10 protein-coding genes and 1 pseudogene are annotated in these 11,464 nt (G+C 71.8%); 9 read left to right on the forward strand and 2 right to left on the reverse strand.

What is annotated here, in order from left to right; all coding sequences use genetic code 11:
• A pseudogene (locus CR470_RS14440) lies at window positions 1-720 on the reverse strand (PucR family transcriptional regulator); the annotation flags it as partial.
• Window positions 721-911: 191 nt separating this feature from the next.
• Between CR470_RS14440 and CR470_RS14445 the strand changes: the two are divergent.
• A complete protein-coding gene (locus CR470_RS14445; protein WP_097867993.1) occupies window positions 912-1,838 on the forward strand; it encodes a proline dehydrogenase family protein in 927 nt (308 codons plus the stop codon).
• A gap of 80 nt (window positions 1,839-1,918) precedes the next feature.
• The gene (pruA, locus tag CR470_RS14450; protein WP_097867994.1) at window positions 1,919-3,550 is read left to right on the forward strand and encodes an L-glutamate gamma-semialdehyde dehydrogenase; all 1,632 of its coding nucleotides are present in this window, start codon (window positions 1,919-1,921) and stop codon (window positions 3,548-3,550) included.
• Between the two features lie 136 nt (window positions 3,551-3,686).
• Here the strand turns inward: pruA and CR470_RS14455 are convergent, their stop codons facing one another.
• Entirely contained in the window at window positions 3,687-4,397 is a 711-nt protein-coding gene (locus tag CR470_RS14455; RefSeq protein ID WP_097867995.1) for a nitroreductase family protein, read from the reverse strand.
• A gap of 202 nt (window positions 4,398-4,599) precedes the next feature.
• Between CR470_RS14455 and CR470_RS14460 the strand changes: the two genes are divergently transcribed.
• The 7 genes from CR470_RS14460 to CR470_RS14490 all read left to right on the forward strand — a co-directional run bounded on the left by CR470_RS14460 (window position 4,600) and on the right by CR470_RS14490 (window position 11,310).
• On the forward strand, window positions 4,600-5,667 hold the full coding sequence (locus tag CR470_RS14460; protein ID WP_097867996.1) for a S1 family peptidase: 1,068 nt from the start codon (window positions 4,600-4,602) through the stop codon (window positions 5,665-5,667).
• 173 nt (window positions 5,668-5,840) lie between these two features.
• Window positions 5,841-6,392, forward strand: coding sequence for a GNAT family N-acetyltransferase (locus CR470_RS14465; protein ID WP_097867997.1), 552 nt, complete (start codon window positions 5,841-5,843; stop codon window positions 6,390-6,392).
• Window positions 6,393-6,765: 373 nt separating this feature from the next.
• Complete coding sequence (locus CR470_RS40490) at window positions 6,766-6,894, forward strand: hypothetical protein (RefSeq protein ID WP_097867998.1); 129 nt, start codon at window positions 6,766-6,768, stop codon at window positions 6,892-6,894.
• A 156-nt stretch (window positions 6,895-7,050) separates the two neighbouring features.
• Window positions 7,051-8,097 carry a 3-isopropylmalate dehydrogenase gene (locus CR470_RS14475; protein WP_097867999.1) on the forward strand — a complete coding sequence of 349 codons (1,047 nt, stop codon included), beginning with the start codon at window positions 7,051-7,053 and terminating at the stop codon, window positions 8,095-8,097.
• 256 nt (window positions 8,098-8,353) lie between these two features.
• The gene (locus tag CR470_RS14480; RefSeq protein ID WP_097868000.1) at window positions 8,354-9,457 is read left to right on the forward strand and encodes a branched-chain amino acid aminotransferase; all 1,104 of its coding nucleotides are present in this window, start codon (window positions 8,354-8,356) and stop codon (window positions 9,455-9,457) included.
• A 160-nt stretch (window positions 9,458-9,617) separates the two neighbouring features.
• On the forward strand, window positions 9,618-10,643 hold the full coding sequence (locus CR470_RS14485) for an agmatine deiminase family protein (protein WP_097868001.1): 1,026 nt from the start codon (window positions 9,618-9,620) through the stop codon (window positions 10,641-10,643).
• A 52-nt stretch (window positions 10,644-10,695) separates the two neighbouring features.
• Window positions 10,696-11,310, forward strand: a complete 615-nt coding sequence (locus tag CR470_RS14490) for a TetR/AcrR family transcriptional regulator (RefSeq protein ID WP_097868002.1) — start codon at window positions 10,696-10,698, stop codon at window positions 11,308-11,310.
• Window positions 11,311-11,464 lie beyond the last annotated feature (154 nt).

Below are 11,464 nucleotides of genomic sequence, written 5' to 3' on the forward strand. Positions count from 1 at the left end.
AGATGTGTATAAGAGACAGGCGCTCAGGGCCGGGTCGAGGCGGTCCGGCGCGCGCAGCCGGACGAGCGCGGCCAGCGACAGGGGCCCGGCTCCCCCCGGCGCGGCGACGGTCGCCAGGGCCGCCGCCGATGCCACCCCCCGTACGGAGGGTGTGTCATCCGCCCACGGGGTCACGCACACCACCGTGTGCAGCCCTTCCGCGTCCTGCCCCAGGGCCTCGCCCAGCGCGGCGACGGCGGTGTCACGCTGCCGGCCGGGGCCCGCCGTGAGTACCGCGCCGAACTCCCGCGACAGGTCGGCGCCCGCCCGCGCCTCGTCGGAGAGCAGCGCCCCGATCCGGGCGGCGACCTCCATCGCGGCGGTCAGCCGCTCGTCGGACGGACGGGGATCGGCGTCGAGCAGCCAGACGTATCCGAGGACGACGCCCCGATGGCGTACCGGAAGGCAGATGCGGTCCCGGAACACCCCGGCCTCGGGAGCGGCGGGGATCCGGACGGGCCCGGTCGCCCGGGTGATCCCGAACCCCTCGAACCAGGCGCGCACGGCGGGCGTGGAGCGACGGGTCAGGATCGAGCGGGTGCGGACCGGGTCCATCGCGGAGTCGTCGTCGCTGTCGTGGGCTCCGAAGGCGACCAGGCCGAAATCCCGGTTCTCCAGGGTGGCCGGGGCGTCGAGGAGGGCCGAGATCTCGTCGACCAGTTCCTGGTAATCGCCTGTCACTCCGCCATTCTGCACCCCTTCACGCCTTGCTTCAGACAGATGTCTGAGATGGCGGCCACGGATGCGTGACAGGTGTCGATGGCACAGGATCGGAGCGGTCCCTAGATTTCACGGTGGTTATCCGTGCCGTACCGGTCCGTTCACGTTCGTACCGTTACGGCCCTTCGTCCGTACATTCGTGGAGGTGCCCTGTGCTGGGTCCCGTGATTCTCGCCGCGTCGCGCAGCGACAAGATGCGCCGGTTCGTCTCGGCCGCGCCCGGCACCAAGCAGGTCGTCGGCCGCTTCATCGCCGGGGAGACCCTCGACCAGGTCGTGCCGATCGTCGAGGACGCCGCGGACAAGGGCCTGGAGGTCACCCTCGACGTCGTCGGCGAGGACATCACCACCCCCGCGCAGGCCGAGGCCGCCCGCGACGCCTACCTGGAGCTCGTCGAGCGCCTGAAGGGCCTCGGCCTGGGCACCCGCGCCGAGATGTCCGTCAAGCTGTCCATGTTCGGCCAAGCGCTGGAGGGCGGCCACGAGCTGGCCCTCGCCAACGTGCGCCCGGTCGTCGAGGCGGCGGCCGCCATCGGCACCACGGTCACCCTGGACGCCGAGGACCACACCACCCTCGACTCGATGTTCGCCATCCACGAGGAGCTCCGGAAGGACTTCCCGGAGACCGGCTGCGTCATCCAGTCCTACCTGTTCCGTACCGAGGACGACGCCCGCAGGCTCGCCGCCGCGGGCAGCCGCGTACGCATCGTGAAGGGCGCCTACAAGGAGCCCGCCTCCGTCGCGTACCAGGACAAGGCCGAGATCGACAAGGCGTACGTCCGCATCACCAGGATCCTGATGGAGGGCGAGGGCTACCCGATGATCGGGTCCCACGATCCCCGTCTCGTCGCCATCGCCCAGGAGCTGGGCCGCCAGGCCGGGCGCAAACTGGATGAGTACGAGTTCCAGATGCTGTACGGCATCCGCAGCGACGAACACATCCGGCTCGCGGCCGAGGGCCACCGGATGCGCGTCTACACGGCGTACGGCACCGACTGGTACGGATACTTCATGCGCCGCCTCGCGGAGAAGCCGGCCAACCTGCTGTTCTTCGGCCGCTCGATCCTCACCAAGGGCTGAGCAACCGGCCCCGACCCGGGGCTGAACCGGCCACGGCCGACCCACCCATCCCCGCCGACACCAAAGGAGACAAGGCAACCATGGACGCCGTCACCCAGGTCCCCGCGCCGGTCAACGAGCCGGTTCACTCCTACGCCCCGGGCTCCCCGGAGCGCGCCCGCCTGGAGGTGAAGCTCAAGGAGCTCGCCGACAACCCGATCGACCTGCCGATGACCATCGGCGGCGAGAAGCGGATGGGCGGCGGTGAGCGTGTGAACGTCGTGCAGCCGCACAACCACCAGGCCGTCATCGGCACCTTCGCCGGCGCCACCGAGCAGGACGCCCAGGACGCCATCGACGCGGCCCTCGCCGCCGCTCCGGCCTGGCGCGCGATGGCCTTCGACGACCGCGCGGCGATCATCCTGCGCGCCGCGGAGCTGCTGGCGGGCCCCTGGCGCGAGACGCTGGCCGCCTCCACCATGCTCGGCCAGTCCAAGACCGCCCAGCAGGCCGAGATCGACACGCCCTGCGAGCTGATCGACTTCTGGCGCTTCAACGTGCACTACGCGCGCCAGATCCTCGCCGAGCAGCCCCCGGCCAACTCCCCGGGCGTGTGGAACCGCATGGACCACCGCCCGCTGGAGGGCTTCGTCTACGCGATCACGCCGTTCAACTTCACGGCCATCGCGGGCAACCTCCCCACCGCCCCCGCCCTCATGGGCAACGTCGTGGTGTGGAAGCCGTCCCCGACCCAGACCCACGCCGCCGTGCTGCTGATGCAGCTCCTGGAGGAGGCCGGGCTGCCCAAGGGCGTCATCAACCTGGTCACCGGCGACGGCATCGCCGTCTCCGAGGTGGCGCTGAACCACCGCGACCTGGCCGGCATCCACTTCACCGGGTCGACCCCCACCTTCCAGCACCTGTGGAAGACGGTCGGCAACAACATCGCCAACTACCGCACCTACCCGCGGCTCGTCGGCGAGACCGGCGGCAAGGACTTCGTCGTCGCGCACCCCAGCGCCGACCGCGCCGTCCTGAAGACCGCGCTGACCCGTGGCTCCTTCGAGTTCCAGGGCCAGAAGTGCTCGGCCTCCTCGCGGGCGTACGTCCCGGCCTCCATCTGGAACTCCGGTTTCAAGGAGGAGTTCGCGGCCGAGGTCGACTCGATCACGATGGGTGACGTCACCGACCTGACGAACTTCATCGGAGCCGTCATCGACGAGCGCTCGTTCGCCAAGAACAAGGCCGCGATCGACCGCGCGAAGTCCGACCCGGCATGCACCATCGTCGCGGGCGGCACCTACGACGACTCGGTGGGCTACTTCGTCCGCCCGACCGTCATCGAGTGCTCCGACGCCGAGAGCGAGGTCTTCACGACCGAGTACTTCGGCCCGATCCTCGCGATCCACGTGTACGAGGACGAGAAGTACGACGCCATGCTGGAGCAGATGGAGTCGGTCTCCGACTACGCGCTGACCGGCTCGGTCATCTCGGGCGACCGCGCGGCCGCCGCGTACACGATGGACAAGCTCCGCTACGCCGCGGGCAACTTCTACATCAACGACAAGTCGACCGGCGCCGTCGTCGGCCAGCAGCCCTTCGGCGGCGGCCGCGCCTCCGGCACCTGCGACAAGGCGGGCGCCCCGCAGAACCTCCAGCGCTGGACCCTGACCCGGGCCATCAAGGAGACGCTGGTCCCGCCGACCGACTACACCTACCCCCACCAGGGCTGACGCCCTCCCGGGGCGCCGCAGCACGACGCCCCGGACCCGGGCCTCCCCGGGCCCCTGAGCACCGCCCCCCGACCGGCCCCCCTGCCGGCCGGGGGGCGGTTTCCATGGGCTCGGTGCTCTTTCACGGGGCGGCGTCTCAGACCTCCACGAACACCTGGTCCAGCGACTTGCGCACCAGGTCGGGGACCTCGCAGTCGTCGGCGGGATAGCCGACGGGGATCACGGCGAAGGCCTTCTCGTTCTCGGGCCGGTTCAGGACCTCGCCGAGGAAGCGCATCGGGCTCGGCGTGTGGATCAGCGCGGCGAGACCGGACAGGTGCAGGGCCGTGAGCAGCATGCCCACCGCGATCCCGACCGACTCGTCCACGTAGTAGTGCTTGCGCTTCGTGCCGTCCTCGCCGAGCCAGTAGCGCTGCTGGAACACCACGATCAGGGCGGGCGCGTCCGTCATGTGGGCCTTCACCGCGTCGGTGCCCAGCGGGCGCAGCGCGGCGAGCCACTCCTCGCCGAGCCGCCCGTCGTAACTCACCTTCTCCTCGTGCTCGGCGGCCTCCCGGATCCGGCGGCGCGCCTCGGGGTCCTTGACCAGGACGAAGGTCCACGGCTGCTGATGGGCGCCGGAGGGGGCGGTGGCCGCGCACGCGACGGCGTCGCGCAGCACCTGTTCGGGGACCGGATCGGGGGAGAAGGAACGGACGGTCCTGCGTTCGTCCATCCGCAGCCGCAGCCGGGCGGCACGGTCCAGGGAGGTCTCGGCGGCCATCCGGTCGGGGCGGTAGGGCGCGGGACGGTACGGGTCGCCATGGGTGGGCGACCACTGCCGGTGTGTGGGCGTCGTGTCGGACATGGCCGCAGTGTGCGCGGTGGGGGAGGCCCGGGGGAAGCGGGGCTTCGGACAGGCGCGGGACGCGGTCCCGGTCAGTGTCCGCTGACCGGGACCGGCCGTCCGCCCTTCGGTGCCCCGGGTACGCGGTCTTGTGGACTAAGTAATGAGCATGTCAAATTCCTTCTCGGTACGTCCCCACACGTCACCCCAGAAGGAGCCCCCCATGAGACGCAACTCCCGTGCGCGCCTCGGCGTTTCCCTGCTGCTCGTCGCCGGCGCCCTCGGCCTCGGAGCGGCCCCCTCCACCGCCGCCGACGCCCCGGAGCCCGCCCCCTCGGCGATCCCCGCCCCGTCCGCGTACGCGCTCGACGCCGCCGTCGAACGACAGCTCGGCGCCGCCACCGCCGGAACCTACCTCGACGCGAAGACCGGCGACCTGGTCGTCACCGTCACCAGCGACCGGGCCGAGGAGCAGGCCCGCGCCGCCGGGGCCACCGTCCGCCGGGTGGCCCGCAGCGCCGCCCAGCTCGACGCCGCCATGGAGACCCTGGAGGCCGAGGCGAAGATCACCGGCACCTCCTGGGGCGTCGACCCGCGCACCAACCGGGTCGCCGTCGAGGCCGACTCCTCCGTCTCCGCACGGGAGATGGCCCGCCTCGAAGCCGTCGCCGAACGGCTCGACGGCGCGGTCGACATCAAGCGCGTACCGGGTGTCTTCCACCGTGAGGTGCTGGGCGGCGGAGCGATCTACGGCGGGGGCAGCCGCTGCTCGGCGGCCTTCAACGTCACCAAGGGCGGGGCGCGTTACTTCGTGACCGCCGGGCACTGCACCAACATTTCCGCCAACTGGTCGGCCAGCTCCGGTGGTTCGGTCATCGGTGTCCGGGAGGGCACCAGTTTCCCGACCAACGACTACGGCATCGTCCGCTACACGGACGGCTCGTCGCCCGCCGGGGCCGTCAGCCTCCACAACGGCTCCTCCCAGGACATCAGCTCCGCCGCCAACGCCGTCGTCGGCCAGGCGATCAAGAAGAGCGGATCCACCACGAAGGTGACCTCCGGCGCGGTCACCGCCGTCAACGTCACCGTCAACTACAGCGACGGACCCGTCTACAACATGGTCCGCACCACCGCCTGCTCGGCCGGCGGCGACAGCGGCGGCGCGCACTACGCCGGATCCGTCGCCCTCGGCATCCACTCCGGCAGCTCCGGCTGCTCGGGCACCGCGGGCTCGGCCATCCATCAGCCGGTCACCGAGGCGCTCTCGGCGTACGGCGTGACGGTGTACTGAGCCGCCACCGCACCGCCACCGCACCACACCGCACCGCACCTCCAGCGTCACCGGCACGGCACCGGAACTGCCGGACCCCGCCCGCCCGGACCCCCGCACCCCGGTCCGGGCGGGCCTGTGCGCGGCGGCGAAATCCGGTGCCGGGCGGGAGGGGCGCCTGACAGGCTGGGGCCATGGACCGGTCTCCCGCGCTGCGCGTCGCCCACACCTCAGAGCTCACCACCTCCGAACGGGGCCGGATCCGCGGCCTGCTCGACACCGCCTTCGACGGCGACTTCGCCGACGAGGACTGGGAGCACTCCCTCGGCGGCGTCCATGCCCTGGTACGCGACGCCGACGGCGTCCTGATCGCCCACGGGAGCGTCGTCCAGCGCCGGGTCCTGCACGCGGTCCGTTCCCACCGCGCCGGATACGTCGAGGCCGTCGCCGTCCGCGCGGACCGCCGCCGCGAGGGCCACGGCCACCGGGTGATGGCCGCGCTGGAGCACGTCATCGACACGGCCTACGACTTCGGGGCCCTGTCCGCCTCCGACACCGGCGCGGCGCTCTACACGGCGCGCGGCTGGCAGGTGTGGCCGGGCCGGCTCGCCGCCCTCGGCCCGGCCGGCCCCGTCCCGCTGCCCGAGGAGGAGGGCTCCACCTACGTCCGCCCCGCGGCCGGACGCCCCCTGCCGGCGCCGGGCCACCCGCTCCAGTTCGACTGGCGCGAGGGCGACCTGCTGTGAGCCGGTGGCCCGTTCCGGCCCGGTAGCCGTTCCAGGCCGGTGATCCGCTCCGGGCGGTGGCCGTCTCAGATAGTAGGAAGTCCGAGTAACTGTGGAGACAGGACGGCTCGACTGTCCTAACTTGGTAGGAGCCGAACGAATCGCTCGATCGAGCGACCGGCGGATGCGAGCGGACGCCCCGAAGCAGGCAACCCCTGCGGCGTACGCTCCCCGCCCCTTCCGGCACCTCGGAATCCGATCCCGACCGCTCGACGCCGTGCTGCCCGCCCGGTACCGCGACCGCCCGCCGGTCCGCGGTTCCCCGGCCCGTATCCCGGTCTCGACGGCCACGCGAGCCCAGACGTCCACGCGATCTCAAAGGAGTCGATCCACCATGGCCGAGACCACTGTCCGCCGCGTCCGTCACACCTCCCGCCAGGCCGACGCCGAGCGCAGGAACGCCGCCGCCGCCCTCCAGCGCGCCCTGGACCGCCGTGACAACGGCGGCTCGACCGGCCACTGAGCCGGGGCCCGCCAACCGCGCACCGCCCACCAGCGCACCGCCCATCCACACCCCGCCCGTCCGCACACCGCCCTCCGCACACCGAACACCCTTGCGCCGCGTCCGTATGGTGGACGCCGGATGTCATGGGGTGGGACGCACCGTTAGGCTTCCGGCATGTCTCGCAGCATCGATCTCGCAGTGATCCCCGGTGACGGAATCGGCCAGGAAGTCGTGGCCCAGGGCCTCAAGGTCCTCAACGCGGTCCTCCCGCAGGATGTGAAGCTGGAGACCAAGGAGTACGACCTCGGCGCCCAGCGCTGGCACCGCACCGGCGACACCCTCCCGGACGCGGAGCTGGAAGCCCTCAAGAACCACGACGCCATCCTCCTCGGCGCGATCGGCGACCCGTCCGTGCCGTCCGGCGTCCTGGAGCGCGGGCTGCTGCTGAAGCTGCGTTTCGCGTTCGACCACTTCATCAACCTGCGGCCCTCCAAGCTCTTCCCGAACACCGCGACCCCGCTCGCCGGCCGCCCCGACATCGACTTCGTCGTCGTCCGCGAGGGCACCGAGGGTCCGTACACCGGCAACGGCGGCTCGCTGCGCACCGGCACCCCCGCCGAGGTCGCCACCGAGGTCAGCCTCAACACGGCCTACGGTGTCGAGCGCGTGGTCCGGGACGCCTTCGAGCGTGCGGCGGCCCGCCCGCGCAAGAAGCTGACGCTGGTCCACAAGAACAACGTCCTCGTCTACGCCGGCCACCTGTGGAAGAACACCTTCGACCGGGTCGCCGCCGAGTATCCGCAGGTCAGCACCGACTACCTGCACGTCGACGCCGCGACGATCTTCTTCGTCACCCAGCCGGAGCGCTTCGACGTCATCGTCACCGACAACCTCTTCGGTGACATCCTCACCGACCTGGCCGCCGCCGTCTCCGGCGGCATCGGCCTGGCAGCCTCCGGCAACATCAACCCGACGGGCGCGTTCCCGTCGATGTTCGAGCCGGTCCACGGCTCGGCCCCCGACATCGCGGGGCAGGGCAAGGCCGACCCGACCGCCACGGTCCTCTCCGTCGCCCTCCTGCTGCGCCACCTCGGCCACGAGACCGAGGCCGCGCGCATCGAGGACGCCGTCTCCGCCGACCTCGCGGAGCGCGACGGGGCTGCTGCCACGCGTACGACCGACGAGATCGGCGACGCCCTCGCGGTACGCGTAGCGGGCTGATCCGACGACTCCCTTCGAAGCCGCCGGGTCAGCGAAAGCACCCGGCGGCTTCACCTGTGCGGCCCCCGGGTGCCACCATCGACCCCTGGACCGCATTCACACCGTTTCGTGCACGGCTCCCCGCAAGTGATAATCGAACGCGGGGCCGCGGCTCGCGGTAAAGCTCGGACGTCCTAGGACCTGACCGAAAAGCGTCGGGCAGAGACGGACGTGGGCGCGGTCCATCACACACAAGACCGGTGAAGGACACGCACTCATGACGACGCCCACGATCGAGCTCAAGCCCTCCTCGAACCCGCTGTCCGACGCGGAGCGCGAGGCGATCCTGGTCAACCCCGGATTCGGCCGGCACTTCACCGACCACATGGTGACCATCCGCTGGACCGAGGGCCGGGGCTGGCACGACGCCCAGCTGGTCCCGTACGGCCCGCTGTCGCTGGACCCGGCCAATATGACCCTGCACTACGCGCAGGAGATCTTCGAGGGGCTCAAGGCCTACCGCCAGCCCGACGGCACGGTCGCCTCCTTCCGTCCCGACGCCAACGCCCGCCGCTTCCAGCGCTCGGCCGCGCGCCTGGCCATGCCCGAGCTGCCCGTCGAGACGTTCATCGAGGCGTGCGACGCGCTGGTGCAGCAGGACAAGGCGTGGGTCCCGGCCCACGGCGGCGAGGAGTCCCTCTACCTGCGACCCTTCATGATCGCCACGGAGGTCGGCCTCGGCGTGAAGCCGGCCAACGAGTACCTCTTCCTGGTCATCGCCTCGCCCGCCGGCGCCTACTTCCCCGGCGGTGTGAAGCCGGTCTCCATCTGGCTCTCGGAGAACCGCGTGCGCGCCGTTCCCGGCGGCATGGGCGACGCAAAGACCGGCGGCAACTACGCCGCCTCCCTCCTCGCCCAGGCCGAGGCGGCCGCACACGGCTGCGCCCAGGTCGCCTACCTCGACGCGGTCGAGCACAAGTGGGTCGAGGAGCTCGGCGGCATGAACCTCTACTTCGTGTACGCCCAGGAGGACGGCTCGAAGAAGATCATCACCCCGTCCCTCACGGGCTCGCTGCTCGCCGGCGTCACCCGTGACTCCCTCCTCAAGGTCGCCCGCGACCTGGGTTACGGCTCCGAGGAGGGCCGGATCTCCATCGACCAGTGGCGCGACGACACCGCGAAGGGCACCCTCGTCGAGGTCTTCGCCTGCGGCACGGCCGCCGTCATCACCCCCGTCGGCCTGGTGAAGTCCGAGGGCGGCGACTGGACCCAGAGCGACGGCGAGCCCGGCGAGGTCACCATGAAGCTCCGGGAGCGTCTTCTCGACATCCAGCGCGGTGTCGTCGAGGACACCCACGGCTGGATGCACCCGCTCGGCTAAGCGTTGCCCCCCGGATCAGGCCGCACCCGTCCTCTCGCCGGTGCGGCCTTTTTCCTGCCCGAGGAATAGAGCGTTGCTCCAAAGAGGTCGGGCGAAACTTCCCTATCGCTTCGGAGCACGGTTAGAGTGGCGCTCTAATCCCTCTCGGCCAGGAGCCCCCATGTCCATCGCCCCCTTCCGCATGCCCCCCGAGTGGGCCCCGCACGAGCGCACCTGGATGGCCTGGCCGGGGCCCAACCCCACCTTCGCCTCCGACGCCGAGCTGGAGGAGGCCCGCCGCGCGTGGGCCGGTGTCGCCCGTGCCGTGCGGCGCTTCGAGCCGGTGACCATGGTCGTCGGGCCCGGCCAGGAGGAGGGGGCGGCGGCGCTGCTCGGGCCGGACGTGGAGCTGGTCGTCCGGCCGCTCGACGACGCCTGGATGCGGGACGTCGGCCCCACCTTCGTCACCGACGGCCGGTCGCTCGCCGCCGTCGACTGGACGTTCAACGGCTGGGGCGCCCAGGGGTGGGCCCGCTGGGAGCACGACCAGCACATCGCCCGGGCCGTCGCCGAGCTGGCCGGCGTCCCCGCCCACAGCTCCCCGCTCGTCAACGAGGGCGGCGCGATCCACGTGGACGGCGAAGGCACCGTCCTGCTCACCGAGACCGTCCAGCTCGGCGAGGAGCGCAACCCCGGCTGGACCCGGGAGCAGGTCGAGGCTGAGGTCCACGCCCGCCTCGGCACCGAGAAGGCGATCTGGCTGCCCCGGGGGCTGACCGGCGACTACCGGACGTACGGCACGCTCGGCCACGTCGACATCGTCGCCGCCTTCGCCCGCCCGGGCACCGTCGTCGCCCACGTCCAGCCGGACCCGGCCCACCCCGACCACGAGGTCAGCCGGGAGAACCTGGCCGTTCTGCGGGCCGCCACCGACGCCAGGGGCCGTCGTCTGGAAGTCGTCGAGGTGCCCGCACCCACCGTGCTCCGCGACGAGGGCGGGGAATGGGTCGACCACTCCTACATCAACCACTACCTCTGCAACGACGCCGTGATCCTCTGCGCCTTCGACGACCCGCGCGACGAGGAGGCCGCCGCGATCTTCCGAGGCCTCTTCCCGGACCGTACGGTGACCCTCGTCGACGCCCGTACGATCTTCGCCGGCGGGGGCGGCATCCACTGCATCACCCAGCAGCAGCCGAAGATCTGACCCCGCCACCCGTCGCATCCCGTAGCCCGAACCCCGCCGAAAGTCCGGTCCCATGGCCTCCGCCCCCCGTCGCACCCACCACGCCGCCCCGCCCCGCGAGGACGTCCTCGCCGCCGCCATGGCCACCGTCGCCGAGCGCGGGCTCGACGGGCTGACCATGGCGGGGCTGGGGCGGGAGGTGGGAATGAGCAGCGGGCACCTCCTCTACTACTTCCGCACCAAGGACGAACTGCTCCTCCAGACCCTGGAGTGGAGCGAGCGGCGCCTCGGGGCCGAGCGCGGCGCCCTGCTCACCCGGCCGGGGACGGCCCGCGAGCGGCTGGAGGCGTACATCGACCTCTACCTGCCCGCCGGTCACCGGGACCCCCACTGGACTCTCTGGCTGGAGGTCTGGGGCCGCTCGCAGAACGCCGACGACGATGCCCGCTCCCGGCAGGCCGCCATCGAGGGGGCCTGGCACCGCGACCTGGTGGCGCTGCTCGTCGAGGGGGTGTCGCGCGGCGAGTTCCGGCCGGTGGACGCCGACCGGTTCGCCGCCCGGCTGCGGGCGCTGCTCGACGGGTTCAGCATCCACGTGACGGTCGGGCTCCCCGGGACGGGGCGCGAACAGGTGCTGGGCCAGGCGGCGGAGTTCCTCGACGAGACGCTGACGCCGGGCCCGGAGTGACCCGCCCTGTCGCCCGGGACCCGCGTGACGTACCGCACCCGCGTCCGCGCCCGCGTGACCCACCGTGCCGCACGGATGCGACCAGCGTCACGACCGCATCCTGAGACACCGGCGTCACGGGGCCGACGCTGTGCCAGACTGCTGCCGTGTCCTC

The sequence above is a fragment of the Streptomyces sp. rh34 genome, assembly GCF_002551245.1.
Classification (GTDB): Bacteria; Actinomycetota; Actinomycetes; order Streptomycetales; family Streptomycetaceae; genus Streptomyces.

What these genes read in the sequence shown, in the direction of transcription:
- pruA (WP_097867994.1), top strand. Translation starts at nt 1,919, where the DNA reads ATGGACGCCGTCACCCAGGTCCCCGCGCCGGTCAACGAGCCGGTTCAC.
- CR470_RS14455 (WP_097867995.1), bottom strand. Translation starts at nt 4,397, where the DNA reads ATGTCCGACACGACGCCCACACACCGGCAGTGGTCGCCCACCCATGGC.
- CR470_RS14460 (WP_097867996.1), top strand. Translation starts at nt 4,600, where the DNA reads ATGAGACGCAACTCCCGTGCGCGCCTCGGCGTTTCCCTGCTGCTCGTC.
- CR470_RS14465 (WP_097867997.1), top strand. Translation starts at nt 5,841, where the DNA reads ATGGACCGGTCTCCCGCGCTGCGCGTCGCCCACACCTCAGAGCTCACC.
- CR470_RS40490 (WP_097867998.1), top strand. Translation starts at nt 6,766, where the DNA reads ATGGCCGAGACCACTGTCCGCCGCGTCCGTCACACCTCCCGCCAGGCC.
- CR470_RS14475 (WP_097867999.1), top strand. Translation starts at nt 7,051, where the DNA reads ATGTCTCGCAGCATCGATCTCGCAGTGATCCCCGGTGACGGAATCGGC.
- CR470_RS14480 (WP_097868000.1), top strand. Translation starts at nt 8,354, where the DNA reads ATGACGACGCCCACGATCGAGCTCAAGCCCTCCTCGAACCCGCTGTCC.
- CR470_RS14485 (WP_097868001.1), top strand. Translation starts at nt 9,618, where the DNA reads ATGTCCATCGCCCCCTTCCGCATGCCCCCCGAGTGGGCCCCGCACGAG.
- CR470_RS14490 (WP_097868002.1), top strand. Translation starts at nt 10,696, where the DNA reads ATGGCCTCCGCCCCCCGTCGCACCCACCACGCCGCCCCGCCCCGCGAG.